Source organism: Paraglaciecola hydrolytica (assembly GCF_001565895.1).
Classification (GTDB): Bacteria; Pseudomonadota; Gammaproteobacteria; order Enterobacterales; family Alteromonadaceae; genus Paraglaciecola; species Paraglaciecola hydrolytica.
On the sequence record NZ_LSNE01000010.1, the window covers coordinates 1 to 19,467 of the forward strand.

Sequence of the window (19,467 nt, forward strand, 5' to 3'; positions counted from 1 at the left end):
TAGGTTTTTGCCAATACAGTGGTGATCGCTGCAGTTAAGGTGGTTTTACCGTGGTCAACGTGGCCGATAGTACCTACGTTTACGTGCGGTTTAGTACGTTCAAACTTTGATTTTGCCATTGTATATTCCCCAGCAAATTGTATTAAAAAAAAATTCTTGAGCTGGGGTGAGAAGTGGTGCTGATAGGCAGATTCGAACTGCCGACCTCACCCTTACCAAGGGTGCGCTCTACCAACTGAGCCATATCAGCATTGCACAAAAATGGAGCGGACGGCGAGAATCGAACTCGCAGCTTTAGCTTGGAAGGCTAAGGTATTACCACTATACGACGTCCGCACACCTTGCTCTCATACCATATCAAGCAAAAAGTGGTGGAGGGGGAAGGATTCGAACCTTCGAAGGCTGAGCCGTCAGATTTACAGTCTGATCCCTTTGGCCGCTCGGGAACCCCTCCAGAGATTGATGGTGCCGACTACCGGAATCGAACTGGTGACCTACTGATTACAAGTCAGTTGCTCTACCAACTGAGCTAAGTCGGCACGACATCAAGAGGGGCGCATTCTAGAGTAATGATTAATGTGGTGCAAGAGGTGATATTGAAAAAATTTAAGTTTTTGTATCGTTTGCTTAATTTAACGTCGATGTGAATATTTTTCGTGCACAAAACACCTAATATTCAATGCTTAAGACCATGGCCTTTATATAAAACGCATTAAACCAAGCAGTACTAAATTGGGAAAATAATGCAAATATGGCTGTTTTAGATCAGTAATTAGGTTCTGGTCACCACCGGTAATCAATATTTCATAACTTGTGGCGTATTTTGCGAGGGTGGATTCTGCCATCAAAACTAAGCCTTGCACCGCCGCCAAACAACCTAAATTCACACATTCTGGCGTCGACACTCCCAAGCTAAGATGGTGAGAAACGTTATTATCTGCAAAAACCTTTTGGGTATTAGCCAATAAACCTTGTTTCATCAAATTAAAACCCGGTGCGATCCAACCACCAATATGTTGATTTTCGATGACTATGTCGCAGGTATTAGCTGTGCCCAAATCTACAATAGCGACAGGTAACAACGTTATTTTTCTGGCAGCCAGTATAGCCAGCCAACGATCTACCCCCATAGTGGTAAATTGTTCATAGGCGCAGTGGATGCCAAATTGTTGTGCTTGAGTATGAATTAGCTGACATTCGACTTTATGTTGCTGACAGAGTGACTGTAACTCTTCAACAAGTAGGGTTTTGCCTACTGAGGCAACCAACACTTTAGCGACTTGTTTAATAATTTGAGTCAGCTCAGTCGTATGCACACAATGCAATACGGCAAGATCTTCTTGCCCTTCACTGACCAGTGCATATTTAATCCGGCTATTGCCTATATCAATTAATAAATACTTAGCCTGGTCTGACACTGATTTCGCCTCCCTGATAAGCACGCACACCTTCTGCAGTTTCGATTAATAATGCGCCGCTGTTATCAATCCCTCTGCCAATACCTTCAATTGTTTTTTGGCCGATAATGAGTTTAATGGCTTTATTGGCATAAACATCAGCTGCTTGCCAAGGTGCAATAAAGGGTTGCAGTCCAGATTTTTCAAAGACTTCCATGGTGGTATGTAACTCATTAATCAGGGTGGCAGCAAAGCGATTACGATCAATATCTTGCTCTAGTATTGATTGCATATCGGTATAGGGTTGGTCGATTTGAGTCACTGAAGTGGGTAAAGCAACGTTAAGGCCAATACCTATCACACATTGGCAGGTCGCGCCCATTTGGCCTTCCACTTCGATTAGAATTCCAGCCAGTTTTTTACCTTGTACGTAAATATCGTTAGGCCATTTAACTTGCGCTTCTACTATGCCGAGTTTTTTCAATGCTTCTACCACAGCTACGCCGATGACTAGGCTCAGGCCATTTAAAGCCTGATAACCCAAGGCAAAAGTCCAGTGCATGGACAGGTACATACTCGCGCCATAAGGCGAGACCCACTTCCGACCATGACGTCCGCGCCCCGCCGTTTGGGCTTCTGCCAAACAAACAAAACCATTTGGTAATTCTGTTTGATGCTCCTTAATATATTGATTAGTGGAATCAATCACATTGAGCACAATTAAATTGGCGTTACCCGGATTACTTAGCTGAGCGGCAATAGTGCTTTTGTTAAGTAAAATAAGCGGCTGAGCAAGTTTATAACCCTTGCCTTGCACGCTATAAATATCAAGGCCAAGGTCATGCAGGCATTTAATATGATTTGATACTGCGGCTCGCGAAATCCCGAGTTGTTCCCCTAATACTTCACCTGAACAAAAATGCCCCGGTGCTAAGTATTCCACTATGCGGGTGCGGATTGCGTCACTACTGAGTTGATTCAATGGCATTTATCCCTATTACAAGTCTCTAATTTATACATGGACCAAACCTTGATTGTTAACAAGCTGCACCTCGTTTTCTAATTCGATAGCAAAGTCTTGTTTAACGGCTTGTTTGATTTGCCTTGCCAGTGTCAATAATGCCTCACCCGTGCCACTGCCATCATTAGTTAAAACCAGCGGTTGAGTAACATGACAATGTATACCATTAAGCTGTTTGCCTTTAAAACCCAATCGGTCAATCAACCATGCAGCAGGTACTTTAACCTGCTGTTCATTAACTGGGTAACTGGGTAGTTCAGCAAAACGCTGCTGCAACTGCTGATATAAAGCTAAAGGAATAATAGGGTTTTTAAAAAAACTGCCAGCATTGCCGATTTTTTTAGGATCAGGTAATTTGGCCTGCCGTACTTGTACAACTTTGGCAAAAATGTCTTGTGCGCTTGGATTGCTCAGTTCTTTCAGTTCAGCATAACGGGCATTAGCCTGCCAGCTTTTTGTCAAGCGAAACGTTACCATGCCAATAACAAACTTACCGGCTAACTGATGTTTAAAAATACTGTCACGATAAGCAAACTGACATTCTTCACGACTCAAACTTTTAAGCTCATCCGTGGATAAACACAAATACTCAACACGATGAATAAACTGCTCTATCTCTACCCCATAAGCCCCAATATTTTGAATAGGTGCTGCGCCTACCGTGCCTGGGATCAGCGCTAAATTCTCAAAACCTCTGATGTTGCGAGCCAAACACCATTCGATCAAAGCATGCCAGTTTTCACCCGCACCAACATGCAACTCATAATAGTCAGGGTGTTCATGTAGGCTGATACCTTTAATCGCGATTTTAAACACGCTACCAGCAAAATCTTCTAAGAACACCGTATTACTGCCTTCCCCTAAGATATAGTGAGCGCGCTCACCTAAGTTAGTTAGCAGTTGTTTAGCCTCTGCCAAGGTATGAATATATTCAAGTTGCTGAGCGAAGGCAGGAAAGCCAAAGGTATGCAGTGTCTGTAAAGGATGCAAAAAATGTTACTCTATATTAAAAGACGGTTTTGAATCAGGTGTTTAGTTTAACCAAGCTGGGTATTATTACCAGCCAAGCTAAGTAGACTTTTTAACGGCTAGAGCCTTCACTTGGTGTTTAGAAAATCTGGATTTAACGTCTTTGACTTTGTTGAAAACCACACCCAACAGTGGCGCCCCCATCTCTCTTAATCTTTGTATTGCTTCAATTAGGCTATCGTTATCCGTATTTTCAACATCACAAACCAAAATAATACCATCCACCAAACGAGACAATACAAAGGTATCACTGACTGTATCTAGAGAGGGAGTTTCTAATACTACTCGTTCGTAAACGACTCCGAGCTTTTTAATTAATTGGGCAAAACGTGATGTCGAAATATAAATCATCGGATCAGCTGGAATAGGGCCACTGGGCAATACACGTAACTTAGAATCTGGATGGCGAAAAACACACTCTGAAAAAGGAACTTGGCGACTGATCAAATTAGAAATCCCTGGGTGATCTTTGTCTAAACCAAAAGACTTTGCTATTGCCGGAGATCGCAAATCACTATCAATTAAAATGACTTTCTCTAACTTCGCAAACGCCAAGGCTAAACTGATGCTCAATGTTGTCTTCCCATCACCATTTTTGATACCAGTGAGTGCGATGATCCTATTTTCAAGATTGTCTGACCTAACCAAAACCTCAGTACGCAGTGAACGTATCGCTTCAGAAAATTGGCGGTCAAGTTGTCCAATATCAACAACATTCGCAATCGACTTGGCACTAGCTTTCGTTTTTAACTTTGGAATTTCGCCCAACAAGGGGACGTCTAATGATCTGAGTAATTGTTTTAGACGTGTTTTACGGTCGCTCACAAGATGTAAAATCAACCAAAAACCGCTGCTAAAAACGACGGCTAATAAAACGGTAACCGACATCAACATTACTACTCGTGGCTTAGTGGGATTTTGCGGAATCACCGCATAATCAATTACTGCAAATTCTTTATTTTTATCCAAGCCTTTCAATAGTTCTGTTTCTTGTAAACGAGATACAAAAACCTGATACAAGTTTTGTGTAGTTTCTATTCCACGTTTTAATTTGACAAGCTCAACTTCGTAACGGCTTAGCCCACTAAATCGAGCTTTTGTTACCTCAATCTTTTTTTGTAAATCTTGCAAACGTTGAACTAAGGTAGCCATGCTTTGTTTTAGACCAACAGCAAGGCGGTTCAGTAAATTTTTCTGTTCCGTTTTTAAATCGTTTATAGCCCCTTGGGCGACAATAAATTTATGGTGTTTACTTTTGTAGCGTTTTTTCAATTCCGCAAAATTCTGCTCTTTAGATAAGATATTGTTACGTAAATTTTCGACCATAGGATTATTCATAACCCACGGAATTTGCATCATAATTGCAACATCACCATTCGCGACTTCTATACTTTGCACCGTCGCCTGAATGTCTGATAAAGCTTTATCTGTTGCCATGCGCTCTTGTAATAAAGTCGCCAGTTCTGCTTTAGCCAATTCAATTTCGGTATTCGCACCGATCAATTTATGCTCTTCGATAAAAACTTGCATAGCATTTTCTGCTTTAAGTAATTTATCTTGTAAGTCTGCTAATTGATTATTAAGCCAGACAGAGGTATCTCCGGCCTTTTTCTTGGTCATATCCGCATGATAACTAAAAAAAGCAGGGCCAATTAAATTGGCAACATCAGCAGCGATCATTGGGTTTTGAGAATAATAAGTCACTTTTATTAAATCGGTAGAGCCAACTTTAGTTAACACTAAATTATTTAATAATATGCCGATGGCATAATTACTGACCTTTTCTTCATTACTCTCATTACGTTTAGGTCTGAATTCAGCAACTTTAGTTAAAAATAGTGTATCCACTATGCCTTTGAGAAATTGCCGAGAACGAATAAATTCTAAGTAGGTATCCGTTTCACTATTGCTGCCTCTGGAGAAATTACTCAATGCACTCGGCAGCCCCAAGCTCTGCTCGCCTTTACCAAGCAGAATAGTACTGCTGGCGCTATACACTTTAGGTAACTTGGAAACATAATAACCAGTAGCAACAATAATTAGCGCAGAGGTAAAAATTAAGCGAAACTTTTTCTTCCATAAAAAAGAAAAAAGGTCTGCTAGTTCAAACGTAATTTCATTAGCGGATTGAGATGTTTTTTTGTCTGACATGATTAAAACAGGCTTTCTTCAATGTCGAGAATATCACCTGGGAATATGCGTGATTCTTTAGTCACTTTAATACGTTCCTTGTCTTTACCTCGGATGACGTACCAGTTGGAATTTGACGCTCTATCCTTCAAACCACCCGCAATTGCGATCGCTTGATCGACAGTTAAGTCCAATTCGAATTTAAACGAGCCCGCTGATTTAACCGCGCCTTTGACATAGATGGGACGAAAACTATCGATTAACACGGTCACACTGGGTAAGACTAAGTACCCGTCTAAATAAGCTTCTTCTAAATACTGACTTAACTCAACGGGGGTTTTACCTACAACATCAATGTCACCCAGCAAGGGAATACGTAATAAGCCAGATTTAGGGACTTGTGCTTTGACATAGAGATCTTTTTCATTATATACATCGATGATCACTACATCGCCGCTACCAATAGTGATTTTTTCCTCTTCTGCCAACAATGTTGCAGGCAATAAGAAGATAGCGACCAGCATCCAATTTAAAAACTGTAGTGCCATGTCATTCCTACTTTATTTTGCCTAAAAGAAAATGCCGGATCATTGGTCGCCACATCTTGCAGAGCAAACGCTAACGTGGCCTTACTATGATCATTCATTTCTAATATGAGCTCCGCTTGCCCCTGTTGTTCATCCAGTTCAAATACCCCTTCATTGTTCTTAAATTGGGTGTTTGCTGAAGAGGCACCTAGCGTGAACTGCCATTGATTACTGTACATATAGGCCACTTTAGCTCGCACAGTCTGAGTTACGCTATCTGTGGTAGTCTCGCTAATTGAAGAGCCTGATGTACGCGAAGTGCCAAGTGAAATAAGTAGATCTTCCCGAGGGGCATAATCAAAAACACCATTCCAAGCCACACCGGAGGAATTTTTTGCGGTGTCAAAAGTTCGCTGATATTTACCAATCATTAGCTGCAAACGGCTTTTTCCACTTGGGCTCCATTCCACACCAATTAAAGCCTCAATTAACTCACTATCGTCTCTAGATACCGCCTCGTAATCATCTTTTTTGCTCGTAACTTGCATCGCTATTTTTGACGCTTCAGAGTAGCGATAGGATAAATTTGCTTCGACAAACTGTTGTTTAGCATTAAATAACGCTGAATAACTGTTATTTTCTTGATAGGTATCTTGTTTAATTCCTGCATTCACTGAGACAAAGCGGGTAGAGGTATCACTCCCATAAACCAAACGGGCACTGGCTGTATTGGTTTGCAATTGATCTGCCTCTAAGACATTACTTTTTAGGCGAGAAATACCACTGCCATATTGCTGTGTTTGATTATTGTGTTCGAACTTCGCGTCCACGTGCCAAGCATCCGCTAAAAATACACGAGCTAATAGACTGCCCTGATAACCATTAAATCGTTGATTTTTGCTCAGTAAATAATTGTCATTTAAACGATATTGCTGAAGCTCTGCGCGATAATCCAATACAAACCAAACGTAAGTTGGTGTTGCAATCAGTTGTCCATGTGGAGTAATAGACACGCCCGTAGCTGCGGATTGTCCATTCACAGTAGGATTAATATTGTCAGTGTATAAGGCAGAGCTTGATATTTCTAAAATGCTAGCGTCTTTGTTTATGCTCTCAACCTGTGAAAAAGCCCTAGTCGTGCAACACAAGCACAAAAATACCATAACGTATTTAGAAGTATTATTTTTCATTAGTCTCGACGCACAGTAGGCTGTCCATTAACGTAGAATGACAAGCTGACAAATGTGTTAGTTAATTCCGTTAACTACCTCTATCGGCAGATTTGAAGCTTTCTATAACAATTAGCCATGGCCACAACGCACTAGTTAGTTGCTATTGGAACTAGGTGCATAACCCAATGGAGCCTTGCGCAGCAGTTTTTTGGCACCACTGGCATTATGGTTGAGCAATAATCGATTTAACTCATCAAATAACAACACCACATCTTCAAAGGGTAATTTGGCTTCATCGGCTCCCATGATCCGTGGATGCTGGGTTTGGGTATCCGCATCGTCAATCAGCAACTCTTCAAACAGTTTCTCGCCTGGGCGCAAGCCCGAAAATTTGAGTTCGATAGTGCCATTGGGATTATCTGAGGTTTTTAAGCTGTGCCCCATCAAATGCGCCATTTTGTGTGCTAAATCAACAATCTTGACCGGCTGCCCCATGTCGAGCACAAACACCTGACCTTTAGTGCCCATGGCGCCGGCTTGGATCACCAATTGGGCAGCTTCTGGGATGGTCATAAAATAACGAATAATATCGGGATGAGTAACCGTAATTGGCCCTCCCGCTTGAATTTGTTTGGTAAACAGTGGTACTACCGAGCCAGATGAACCCAGTACATTACCAAAACGTACTATCGCATATTCAGTACCCGAGCTTAATTCAGCAATCGCCTGAATATAAAGTTCGGCAAAACGTTTAGTGGCCCCCATGATATTGGTGGGGCGCACCGCTTTATCGGTGGAGATCAAAACAAATTTTTCCACATCAAACTCGGCAGCCACTAAGGCCACGTTAGCCGTACCAAAAACATTGTTACGAATACCAGCCAAAGGATTTGCTTCGACCATGGGCACATGTTTATAGGCCGCTGCATGGTAAATAGTCTGAATACGGTACTCCTGAATGGTACTGCGTAAGACCTCATTATCCTGAATACTCGCCAATATTGGGATCAGTGGAATATCTGGATATTGGCTTTTCAGCTCGTTTTCAATCTGGTACAAATTAAATTCAGACAGTTCAAACAAGATCAGTGAAGCAGGTTGTGATTTGATGATCTGACGGCATAATTCACTGCCGATGGAGCCACCCGCTCCCGTTACCATCACATGTTTGAGTTTGATATTGATATCCAGCAACTCTGTAATAGGAGGCACAGGTTCACGACCCAAGAGATCCTCAATGCGGATTTCGCGCAGTTCATCAATCTTGTGTTTACCGGATAGTATGTCCTGAATATTGGGGATACTGAGTAACTCAATAGCAAAAGGTTCGAGTTCAGTAATCAACTCTTTACGGCGTTCTGGCGAGGTATTATGCACGGCCAACAACATCTTACTCACGCCATGTTGTTTAACGTACTTGGGAATATCGGCCAAACTCCCCACCGGCAAACCTGAGATTGTTCTACCGTGGTATTTACCTTTGTCGTCAATAAAGGCCACGGGATGAAGATCGTTACCAGCCCTAAGGGATTGAGCGAGTAAGCGTCCTTCTCGGGCAGCGCCGTAAATGAGACATTTTTCGCGCAATTTATAACTTTGTGCCTGAGATGAAGCCTGAATTAAAAAGCGTGGCGTAATAATTAAAAGGGCACTTAACATCCAATAAATAAAGGGCACTGTGGTGGGGATCTGGATATTTAGGGCTAAACGTGCGGCAAATAAATACAAGGTAGATAGGCTCAAGACGAGCAATACAATATAAATTGCCCGACCGCCGATATAACGAATAATCTGCCGGTAGTGACCTAAAAAAGCCAACAGAGCCAAAGTAAAACCAATATTAGCGCTAACCGCCAGCCATTCATTTTGTTCAAAATGCCAAGCGTCGATACCTAGCCTCAGCCAATATGCAAAAAAAGTTGCTGTTACTAAAGCTAAAAAATCCCAGCAGAGCTCAAGTATCAGCTTGGCACGGGGGCTTAATTCAAACAGCTGTTTAAACTGCATTATAAGCTGGCCTCTAACATGACCTCGGCAAGTACCTCACAACACTTATCAATTTCATACTGTTGCAAAGTAGGATGAACTAAAAACATTAAGGCGGTTTGGCCAAGTTCGATGGCGTTAACTAAAGGCTGCTTGGGTCGGTAAGGGGTATCGTCAAAAGCTTTTTCTAAATAAACTTCTGAACAAGAACCAGAAAAACACGGTACTTGCTGCTGATTAATTGCGTCGATAATGCGGTCTCTATTCCAACCGGTTTTTAACTGACTAGGTTCGACAAATACATAACATTTGTAAGCTGCATGTTCGATGTAAGCGGGGATGCTTGGTACCCGTAGAGCTTTACATTGCCCAGCGATAGTCCATATTTGTTGACTGTAAGCCTGACGTTTAGCTGTCCAGTCGGGCATTTTTTCCAGTTGTTTTAAGCCTACCGCCGCTTGCACTTCTAACATACGCCAATTGGTGCCGATAGACTCATGTAACCAACGAAAACCAGGAGGATGCTGTTTTTCATATACTGCGCTAAATGACTTGCCGTGATCTTTAAATGACCAGACTTTTTCCCACAAATCTTTACGATTAGTGGTGACCATGCCACCTTCACCGGCAGTGGTCATGATTTTATCTTGGCAAAATGACCAAGCGGCGATGTCGCCAATACTACCTGTGGATTTACCTTTGTATTTTGCACCATGAGATTGGGCGCAATCTTCAACCACAAACAAACCATGCTGCTTGGCTAAAGCCATAATGCCGTCCATTTCGCAGGGCCAGCCAGCTAAATGCACACATAATATCGCAGAGGTATTAGTGGTGATATGTGGGGCAATAGTGTCGGCGCTGATATTTTGACTATCTAACTCGACATCAACAAATACCGGCGTTAAACCAGCCAATACAATAGAGGAAACCGAGGCGATAAAAGTACGTGAGGTAACGATGACTTCAGAGCCCTTGGGCAAGGCTAATGCTTGCCAAGCAAGATCCAGTGCCACTGTGCCATTAGCAACAGCAACGGCATAATCAGATTCAAAATAAGCGGCAAATTTCTTTTCGAATTCACGGCACTGTTGACCGGTCCAATAATTCACTTTATTGGAATCCAGTACCTCTAATACGGCTTGTTTTTCTGCGGCGTCGAAACACGGCCAAGGAGAGAATGGGCCATTCAGCATGTTTATTACCTCTTAAGTAAACTTGTTATTGTTGTTTTATTACTTTAGCGGGGCTACCCACTGCTACTGCATAATCAGCTAAATCGGTTAATAAGGTGCTTCCTGCACCTAAAATGCAAGAGCTACCGACTATCTTGCCAGGAATAATAACACTGCCGATGCCGATAAAACTACTTTCTCCGATACAAACTGCACCAGCGAGCCTCACGCCAGGGGCAATATGCACAAAATCTCCCAATACACAGTCGTGATCCACGCTGGAACCGGTATTAATGATATTGGCCAAACCAATTTTGCTGTCGATGTTCACCACCGCATTAGCACACACCAAGGTACCCGCACCGATAAGCTCAGGTTGACTGACATAGGCCATAGGATGGATCAACGTCGCCAGTTGGCAATCTTGTGTAAGTAATTGACGGGTGACTTTTTGGCGGATTTGATTACTACCTATCGCCACAAAAAATTCGGTATCTGCTTGTTTAAATTGACTAACATCCTCACCTTTACCAATTACCGGCCAGCGACCAGTTTGTTGTAACTGCGGATAAAGGGCATCTAAAAAACTAATACGGCTATAACGGCCCAGCAATGCGGCGCAATCTGCCGCCACTTTACCATGGCCTCCAGCCCCTAAGATGATTAAATGTTTAGTCATGTTTGTCTGCCTCAATGGGACTGCCAGTAAACCTAGACATAGTGGCCTCACCGGCATGACTAATATCTGCTCTGTTAATGACTTTTAGCACTGTCATTGCCAATATTTTACAATCTAGCCAAAAAGATTGGTTATCCACATACCATACGTCATAAATAAATTTTTGTTCCCAGCTCAGGGCATTGCGGCCATTCACTTGTGCCCAGCCTGTGATACCCGGCCGAACATCGTGGCGTCTTTGTTGTTTGGCATTATACAGAGGCAAATAATCTTCCAATAGAGGGCGTGGCCCCACTAAGCTCATGTCCCCCTTAAGCACATTAATTAAACCGGGCAACTCGTCTAAGCTGCTCGCTCGCAGCCACTGGCCAAAGCGGGTTAAACGTCGTTCATCAGATAATAATTCACCTTGCTCATCCGTTTCGCTGGTCATACTGCGGAATTTCAACATGTTAAAGGGAATAGCATCCTTGCCCGGGCGTTTTTGCATAAATAACACCGGGCTACCTAATTTAAGCCGGATCAACAGCGCCAATAACAGTAATACTGGCAAGGCCAATAATAAAACTAGTCCGGATACCAATATATCTAAACTGCGTTTAAGCATGTTATTTGGCCTTCAATCGCTGTATATGCTGATAAAAATCAAATACTTGTTTAGCGTTATGTTCAACATTCATGACTTGTGACACCTTATGTAAACCATTGGCGATCATCTGCTGTTTGTCAGTGGGTTGTTCAATGGCCTGAATGATTTTGGCGGCCAATTGGCTAGGTGATTTGGGTTCAACCATATATCCCGTCTGACCATCAATCACTAGATCAGGAAAGCCCCCAACATTAGTTGTCAAAGTAGCAACCTGAGCATACATAGATTCAACCGCGCCACCAACATTTTCAGAATGAGAAGGATGCACCGCTAAGTCAAACTGGGGATACAACAAAGGCACATCATTACGTAAGCCTAAAAAGACACAGGCATCACCGGCCCTTTGTTGGGCATAAGCTTTAACGGTATTAAAATAATCATGGCTTTTACCCCAAGGTCCGCCCACAAAAATACATTTAACCTGAGGATGGCGATGTTTAACGATGGCGATAGCATCAATCAAGTCTTCATGGCCCTTTAAACCCCGAGTTTGGCCAAGATACCTTTTGGGTCCATAAAAATACGCCACCATGCCCACAATAAAACTATCATTGGGTAAATTAAGCTGTTTTCTGAGATCAACTTTAGGCGAATGCTGAAACAAAAAATCTTCTTCATTAACCCCGTAATAAGCCAAGCCCACTCTATCACTGGCAATACCGGAACGTTCATAACGCCCTTGAGTCCACAAACACGAGGCTAACCAAAAATCTTGAGGCTGGGCTAAACCCAGCTCCACGTTTCTGAATATGAGATGCTCAAGGTGCAAAGGGCCGGGCACATGAAAAATCCGAGGAATTGCATATTTACGCAGGGCTAAACGCATTAACAAAGTAGTCGCCACAAAGTGACTATGAATAATATCCGGCTGCACCTCGTCTACTAAGGCTCTGAGTCGTTTAATTTGCGCGACGTTCTTCCACGGTTTTTTGAGCTCTATGCTGGGATCAAAAATATGGACTTTAACCCCAGCTTGTTGGTACTTACTGACCATAGGCCCTTCAGGTAAGGCCAAATGCACCTCTACTCCAAGTTTAACCAGCTCGGAAGTTTGTCGTAGGGCCCAACTTGCGCCAACGGCGGTTTTTAATAAATGCAAAATGCGCATTACATCGTTTCCAATAAATGTTGATACATGGCGTTACGCCGTGCGACTAAAGCTGAGTTTTCATACTGACGGGCTTTTTGGTGGTTTTGCGCAGAGCTGGCTAATAATTGTGTACTTGAGTAGCCTGCCAGCGCGCTTAACACTTGGCCCAATTGAGCCTGATTATCGCGTTCAACAATGAAGTTTTCCGGTAATAATTCTGGTACGCCGCCCACATTGGTCGCCACACATACTAAGGAGCGCGCCATGGCTTCGATCAATACTCTGGGTAAACCTTCCTGACGTGAAGACAATACAAATATATCCGCCTTGTCCAATTCATCTCGAATAGCTTGCCTATCGGCGAGGTTGCCAACAAATGTCACGTATTGCGCTATACCAAGTTGTTTTGCCAACTCTTGCATTTGGGCCTGTAAATAACCACCACCCACCCAGCGCAACGTAAACGCTAAGCCCTGTTGTTTAAGTTGAGCTAAGGTTTGAAGCATAAAATCACAACCTTTATAGGGTTGAGTTAGGTTGCCAATACAAATTAACTTTAGAGGCTGAGTAAGAGCATATTGAGGCCGAATGTGGAAATCATTGTCCTCTAATTGAATCGACGAATAATGTGTATGAAAGGCTAATGGGTTGGGGGGATAACGTCGTTGTAGACTCACTTCAGTGACATAAGAAATACTTGCAGCACCAAGACACTGCCACTTTAACATCTTTACAAACACGCTTTTTATTAAGGGCCGAATAACACTTTTACTGGCACCTTTGGCAAACACATCGGCGGGATCCCCTACAACTTCAGCTGCGTAGGGCTTATTGTTAGCTTGGGCAGTAAAATGGTAAAGCGTAGATAAAATCCCTGGAATGCGATAAATAACGGCTCGTGTGAGGGTTTTACGCGCGCGCAAAACGCGAATAATTTTGCTTAACGAGAGCAAAAACTGCCACGGACCAATATAACTGGGCAAGACAACAACATTAACGTTCTGACCATCCACTCGTTTCCAGTCAGAATGAGGTTTGTCTACCAGTGCTACCCGGGCAACAATATTGACGGATTGGAATACGTGTAAATAGCGCGTCCAAAAATCATAAGGGAAGGCATTGTCTGTCCAAAATTTATGCTCTGCACAACGATAAAAGCGCTGCTCTATAACGACATCAACTATCACGTGACACCTTAAAATACATACGTCCGCGCTGTGAGATTAGGATAGAAGCAAAAAATATCACACAGCAGTAGATAAAAGCTTTAAATAATATCAGTGACTCCCCCCTTATCGCATAGACAAAATAGAACAAGTTAAAATAGGTCATCAAAATACCAAAGGGTTTATTTTTTAAAAAACCGTGGTAATTCCATGCCATGAAAATCGCAATTAGTGAAAATAAAACAGGTATTCCTGCAAAGCCAAAATTCAATAAGGCTTCACCTTCAATAGAAAAGCCGTAAGCTCCATCGTTTGCTGCTGAAGAATATTGACGACTGAACCAGATAGATAATGGCGTTGTCAACTTGATAGCGCCGAGGGACATCATATTAACAAAACCAGAAAAATAACTTTCGCCCAACTGAATAAGCATACCGTTATCCAACCAAGAAAGTAGATTTGACGTTACCATTAAATTGCTGCCTTGGTTTAAAAAGGACTCAAGTCCTCCACCATCAAACTCGCTGCTTCGCCCTGCTGACATCATGGTAAAACCTAAGGCTCCTAATGAACCACCAAGCAGAATTTTCCATAAGGCGATGGTTTTGTCTTTATATAACCAAAAATATAAGGGCACAATCAGCAAGGCAAAATCCCGCTCTCCCATATAATAACAATATGAAAAATAGAGAAAAACGATGGCGCTAAATTTAAACAAGGTTTTACGCGACATGTCTATCTTAGGAGAAACGGTCAGGTAGCAGAAAAGAAATAAAGGCCATAGCGTTAATATGACATAGTGAGCGATACCTATAGATTGAATACGTTGAACTTTATCTAAGGGGGCAAAGCCTATTCTGGCGAAAGCAAACATAAACAACAATATGATGGGGACTGACATAAAAAACATTGCCAGTTGCCTAAGTAAGATGGGCTCTTTAATTACCAAAGAAAAGCCTAAGTCTAATTTGGCCACTACATTGGCAGGGAACAGGCTCAAGGTCGCGATTGCCAGAAAAAAAGCAAAAGAAGACTGAAATAAATAGTCGACTTTGATGCCACTATAGATGGGTAGCAGCAACATATTTGCCATATAGGGACCAAAACAGAAATAGAAATAGCAAAAGATATAAATCGCTAAGGGGCTAATTTTTCCTTCAAAACGGGTGATCTCAAGCACGAGTTTGATTATCAAAACAAGTGCAGATAAATAGAAAAAAAGATGCTCCATTAAGCCGTTTCTCGTTTATGCCAACAGAGCATAATAACCACAAAAAATTGGACTAGGCCACTCAGATTAACAACCCACATAAGCCCTTCAAATCCAGCATAATCAAAGGCATAGGAACACAATACTAAGGAGATAAGCGCATTAAAACTGCTTAGTACTAACAAAGATTTATATTTTTGTTGCACGATTAAAAAGTAATTAGCAAAAGAAAAGAGTAATGGTCCCCAACTCATCAATAAGACTAATTGATAAATCCTATTAAACTGTGGGTTTTCGGTATTGAGGTTATTGTGTACCTGCCAAAATGGTATAGAGAAAAAATCTAAACGAAAAAACTGCAGCAGTGCATACACGGCCGCAACAAAAAGAAATGCCGACACAGCTGACTTAATAAATTTATCCATGTGCCGAGAAACTAGATCTCTAGATAGCGCATGCAGCCTAGATTGCATTAGGGTATTAACAAAGACGAGAGCGCCCATCAATATAAAACTACTAATAGTGAACACCCCAAGAATGGCTTTCTGATCAGCTTGTCCCAAAACATAACGGGGAATATTAAAATACAAACTAAACACCAAGGCACTCGACGACAGAGGTAAAACATTCAATAACATACCCTGTAAGCCATTAAACTGAATAGTTTGAAACAGAGTAAAACCAAGGGTGACTAGGATAAAAAGCGCAGCAAGCAGCAGTAACAGCAAGGTGATGTTGCTAATAAATAATGAACACAGTAACACCAAAAAAATACACAGCCACTTTAAAATACTAAGCTTAAACAAGGCGGTTTTATTATTTTGTTTTAGCAAAGTCGCTATCTTCAGATCGAAAAACAGCTCAGTGATTTTGGCAAGATAAATAGCGCTAATTAATACCAGCGCATCAAGCACCAGTCCGATGGCAAAAGCAATAAAAACGCCTGCAATAGCAAGTACTTTACGCATATCCAAGGATTGTTTGTCGCTGTAATGCTCGCACGATAGTAAGAAATTACGGGAGGGACTGGCTAGCAACATACAAAGTGGTGAAACGACAGCTAAGATGTAGCCAAATTGCCCGACAATTTCAGGACTTTCATTGTAAGTTAACCAAATGATTAAGAGCCAAGGGATCAGGAAAGTGCTCACCTGAAATGACAACAATATACTTGTCGTATTGAATAATAATCGTGTGAAAAGTGGCATTAAATTTTTAACGGCAATGTTTTTATTTTTTTGCCAGTATCACCTAAAGCCGTCATAACGACAATGTTTACTATGGGCATTGTTCATCTCAGGTTGCTTGGGTATATACCCAAACAACCTTAAGATACGAGTTTCAGCGTTTCTGAGGGAGCTTAGTTCTAGGCGAACTGATGTAGGAATGGCATTACCCTTTCAAATCAGTTCAACACCGAAATAAGCCCCCTCAGAAGCGCCATGCCGGTGGGTTTAAATCCGTTTTATACCGCGTTAAATGCTTTCGATTTAGCCCACTAGACCTTCAAGCATTCGCCTTGTCTAAAACGGATTTAATTCCCACTGAATCCTGCATCTTCAGGTTGTTTGGGTATATAGGGTGCAGTAAAGAGCTCAGAGCTAATACGGCCATAGACAGCTTGCCTATTGGTTTTTAAAATTCTGTGCGAGTCATATTTTTTAGCAATGACGACTAAAAGTAAGCAGCGCGTAGGTTGCATAGAGCAGCAATATATTAAACGATAAAAAAGCCCGCATGGTTTCTTTATGCGGGGCTTTTGTTATTTATTGCTGGTCGTTTTACAACTTACCTGCTTGGATTTGCTTATGCGCATAATCCACCGCGCGGGCGGTCAGTGCCATATAAGTAATGCTGGGGTTTTGGGTGCCAGAACTGGTCATACACGCGCCATCGGTGACAAATACATTAGGTACATCGTGCATTTGATTCCATTGGTTGAGTACGCTGGTTTTGGGATCGCGGCCCATGCGGGCAGTGCCCATTTCGTGAATACAGGCGCCTGGTGCAGTGGCACTATTGTAGCTAGAGATGTTGGTACAACCTGCAGCTTCGAGCATTTCTACTGCACATTTAACGCCGTGTTCACGCAGTTTATTTTCGTTTTCACGTAATTTGGCATCAAAGGTAATTAGCGGAAAGCCGTGTTTATCTTGCTGCTCAAAATTAAGGTACATGCGATTTTCGTGATAAGGCAGCATTTCACCAAAGCAGGTCATGCCTATGTGATAAGGACCGGGTTTAAAGACCTGCGCTTTTAAGGCATCACCTACTAAGCCTTCAGGATTATTTTGAATGCGCCGTGCGCTGCCCTGATAGCCAAACCCACGGGTATAGCCACTTTGTTTTGATTCTTCATCAATGTTAGTGAAACGTGGGATATAGAATCCTGTGGGTTTACGCCCTTGAAAATAGTCATCTTCGTGGCCTGGCAATATGCCAGAAGCACCCATACCATAATGGTGATCCATTAAGTTATGGCCAATTTCGCCGCTGGTATTACCTAAACCGTTCGGGAAGGTTTCTGAACGACTATTTAATAATATTGAAGCACTCGCCACTGAGCTGGCATTTAAGAAGATAATTTGTGCGGTATATTCGAGTATCTCACCTGTGTTGGCATCTTTGACTTTAACGCCGCTGGCTTTTTTAGTGGTGGCGTCATACAAAATTTCCATGACCACACTGTCGGCACGAATGGTTAAATTGCCGGTTTCAGTGGCGACGGGTAGGGTGGCTGATTGGCTGCTGAAGTAAGCACCAAAAGGACAACCACGCCAACAACGATCGCGGGCTTGACATTGCCCGCGGGCACCTTTGTGTACTTCAGGGTTATATTCGGTTAAATGGGCTACGCGCCCTGGTGTGACGACGCGATCAGGATAAACATTAGCCACAGATTCACGGAAACCTTGCTCGGCACAGTTAAGTGGAAAAGGTTTCAAAAATTTGCCATCGGGTATCTGTTTTAAGCCTTCGGCTTGGCCGCTGACTCCTACAAAGGTTTCCACATAGTCGTACCAAGGTTCGATATCGCGGTAACGAATTGGCCAGTCAACGGCGACTCCTTCTTTAAGGTTGGCTTCAAAATCGATATCACTCCAGCGGTAACATTGGCGACCCCACATGATTGAGCGGCCACCAACATGATCACCACGGATCCAGTCAAAACGTTCATCCTCATTATAAGGATTAACATCGTCTTTATTGATCCAGTGTTTGTTGTCTTCGTTCACCCACCAGTTTAAGCGGTCTTGTTTCTCAAAATGTTGCTCACGTTCTTCAAGGGATACTTTGTTACGATTAGGTAAATCCCAAGTGTCCATGTGGGCGGTAGGATATTCGCCATGTTTAACCATACGGCCACGCTCTAACACTAGGGTTTTATAACCTTTAGTGCACAATTCCATGGCAGCAAAACCACCACTGATGCCTGAGCCTATAACGATGGCATCAAAATGATTTGGCTTATTTATATCGCCCATGCCTTTCCTCCTAATTCTGCTAATGACACACAAGGTTTGTATTCGCCCGGAATAGGCAGGTAATTTAAAAAGTTTTCAGCGATTTGCTCTGAGCTTAAGAAGTAGGCAACGGTTTGCTGTTTGATATCCATATAAGCCCAGTAAGCCTTGCTTTGTTTATCTTCCAATTCTAGCTTTTGCAATAAGGTCACTTGTTGATCCTTTGACAGCTCTGCAAATTTGTTGGTGGCTAAGTACTGGCGCAGATCGGCAAACAAATCAGCGAACTTAGCTTGATAGTCAGGCATAAATACCACACCAAACATCTGATCCATCATGAGGTTAGTACCTACGTCAGTAGCTGATGGGCTATCAGTCTTGGGTAAAATCACGTCCATGATGTGGCTAATTAGTTGAAAATCATCCTGACTAAAAAAATGCAAGTTAGGTGTCGCTGAACCTGCTGTAGCAACAACGGGTTGTGGGCTACAACCGGATAACATGGCACTAGTCAGAGGCGCGCATAGTGCGGTACCTGTGAGCATGGCAGTGTATTTCAGAATATCGCGTCTGTTCATTATCAAGGCCTGTTTAAATGTGGAGTGTTATAACAAATCTATTACAAATAGTTGGCAAATTTACCACAAATCAGGACAGCAAATTCAACATAAGACAAAACGTAAAGCAGATAATATTTATCTGAAAAAGTGCCAAGTAAGCAGCGATTGCCTGCCAATCGAAGTGTTAACTCATGACAATTGTCATCTTAGAT

At 42.3% G+C, this 19,467-nt stretch carries 17 protein-coding genes and 4 tRNA genes; all 21 read right to left on the reverse strand.

Annotated features, from left to right (window positions below):
* On the reverse strand, positions 1 to 119 hold a 119-nt coding region (locus tag AX660_RS22880), incomplete at its 3' end, for a GTP-binding protein (protein ID WP_082768994.1).
* A 55-nt stretch (positions 120 to 174) separates the two neighbouring features.
* Positions 175 to 250: transfer RNA gene (locus AX660_RS18115), tRNA-Thr, on the reverse strand.
* Between the two features lie 12 nt (positions 251 to 262).
* Positions 263 to 336 (reverse strand) — tRNA-Gly (locus AX660_RS18120).
* A 33-nt stretch (positions 337 to 369) separates the two neighbouring features.
* A tRNA-Tyr gene (locus AX660_RS18125) sits at positions 370 to 454 on the reverse strand.
* Between the two features lie 9 nt (positions 455 to 463).
* Positions 464 to 539, reverse strand: a tRNA-Thr gene (locus AX660_RS18130).
* Positions 540 to 698: 159 nt separating this feature from the next.
* On the reverse strand, positions 699 to 1,418 hold the full coding sequence (locus tag AX660_RS18135) for a type III pantothenate kinase (protein ID WP_068380067.1): 720 nt from the start codon (positions 1,416 to 1,418) through the stop codon (positions 699 to 701).
* Positions 1,402 to 2,379, reverse strand: coding sequence for a bifunctional biotin--[acetyl-CoA-carboxylase] ligase/biotin operon repressor BirA (birA, locus tag AX660_RS18140; protein ID WP_235594784.1), 978 nt, complete (start codon positions 2,377 to 2,379; stop codon positions 1,402 to 1,404). The genes AX660_RS18135 and birA overlap by 17 nt, the downstream gene beginning before the upstream one ends.
* A 30-nt stretch (positions 2,380 to 2,409) precedes the next feature.
* On the reverse strand, positions 2,410 to 3,408 hold the full coding sequence (gene murB / locus AX660_RS18145; protein ID WP_082768995.1) for a UDP-N-acetylmuramate dehydrogenase: 999 nt from the start codon (positions 3,406 to 3,408) through the stop codon (positions 2,410 to 2,412).
* A gap of 78 nt (positions 3,409 to 3,486) precedes the next feature.
* Entirely contained in the window at positions 3,487 to 5,598 is a 2,112-nt protein-coding gene (locus AX660_RS18150) for a GumC family protein (RefSeq protein ID WP_068380073.1), read from the reverse strand.
* A 2-nt stretch (positions 5,599 to 5,600) separates the two neighbouring features.
* Positions 5,601 to 6,125 carry a polysaccharide biosynthesis/export family protein gene (locus AX660_RS18155; protein ID WP_235594785.1) on the reverse strand — a complete coding sequence of 175 codons (525 nt, stop codon included), beginning with the start codon at positions 6,123 to 6,125 and terminating at the stop codon, positions 5,601 to 5,603.
* On the reverse strand, positions 6,107 to 7,294 hold the full coding sequence (locus AX660_RS18160) for a hypothetical protein (RefSeq protein ID WP_068380076.1): 1,188 nt from the start codon (positions 7,292 to 7,294) through the stop codon (positions 6,107 to 6,109). The genes AX660_RS18155 and AX660_RS18160 overlap by 19 nt, the downstream gene beginning before the upstream one ends.
* A gap of 135 nt (positions 7,295 to 7,429) precedes the next feature.
* Positions 7,430 to 9,283, reverse strand: a complete 1,854-nt coding sequence (locus AX660_RS18165; RefSeq protein WP_068380079.1) for a polysaccharide biosynthesis protein — start codon at positions 9,281 to 9,283, stop codon at positions 7,430 to 7,432.
* The gene (locus AX660_RS18170) at positions 9,283 to 10,458 is read right to left on the reverse strand and encodes a DegT/DnrJ/EryC1/StrS family aminotransferase (RefSeq protein WP_068380087.1); all 1,176 of its coding nucleotides are present in this window, start codon (positions 10,456 to 10,458) and stop codon (positions 9,283 to 9,285) included. The genes AX660_RS18165 and AX660_RS18170 overlap by 1 nt, the downstream gene beginning before the upstream one ends.
* A 25-nt stretch (positions 10,459 to 10,483) precedes the next feature.
* Positions 10,484 to 11,116: an acetyltransferase gene (locus AX660_RS18175; RefSeq protein ID WP_068380099.1), complete on the reverse strand. Its 633-nt coding sequence runs from the start codon at positions 11,114 to 11,116 to the stop codon at positions 10,484 to 10,486.
* Positions 11,109 to 11,723: a sugar transferase gene (locus AX660_RS18180; RefSeq protein WP_068380101.1), complete on the reverse strand. Its 615-nt coding sequence runs from the start codon at positions 11,721 to 11,723 to the stop codon at positions 11,109 to 11,111. Before AX660_RS18180 ends, AX660_RS18175 begins: the two co-directional genes overlap by 8 nt.
* A 1-nt stretch (position 11,724) precedes the next feature.
* The gene (locus AX660_RS18185; protein WP_068380103.1) at positions 11,725 to 12,873 is read right to left on the reverse strand and encodes a glycosyltransferase; all 1,149 of its coding nucleotides are present in this window, start codon (positions 12,871 to 12,873) and stop codon (positions 11,725 to 11,727) included.
* On the reverse strand, positions 12,873 to 14,042 hold the full coding sequence (locus tag AX660_RS18190) for a glycosyltransferase (RefSeq protein WP_068380106.1): 1,170 nt from the start codon (positions 14,040 to 14,042) through the stop codon (positions 12,873 to 12,875). Before AX660_RS18190 ends, AX660_RS18185 begins: the two co-directional genes overlap by 1 nt.
* Positions 14,032 to 15,114 carry a hypothetical protein gene (locus AX660_RS18195; protein ID WP_131811830.1) on the reverse strand — a complete coding sequence of 361 codons (1,083 nt, stop codon included), beginning with the start codon at positions 15,112 to 15,114 and terminating at the stop codon, positions 14,032 to 14,034. The genes AX660_RS18190 and AX660_RS18195 overlap by 11 nt, the downstream gene beginning before the upstream one ends.
* 137 nt (positions 15,115 to 15,251) lie before the next feature.
* Complete coding sequence (locus tag AX660_RS18200) at positions 15,252 to 16,199, reverse strand: hypothetical protein (RefSeq protein WP_068380113.1); 948 nt, start codon at positions 16,197 to 16,199, stop codon at positions 15,252 to 15,254.
* 813 nt (positions 16,200 to 17,012) lie between these two features.
* The gene (locus AX660_RS18205; RefSeq protein ID WP_068380117.1) at positions 17,013 to 18,716 is read right to left on the reverse strand and encodes a GMC oxidoreductase; all 1,704 of its coding nucleotides are present in this window, start codon (positions 18,714 to 18,716) and stop codon (positions 17,013 to 17,015) included.
* Positions 18,704 to 19,273, reverse strand: coding sequence for a gluconate 2-dehydrogenase subunit 3 family protein (locus AX660_RS18210; protein WP_068380118.1), 570 nt, complete (start codon positions 19,271 to 19,273; stop codon positions 18,704 to 18,706). Before AX660_RS18210 ends, AX660_RS18205 begins: the two co-directional genes overlap by 13 nt.
* Positions 19,274 to 19,467: the final 194 nt, after the last annotated feature.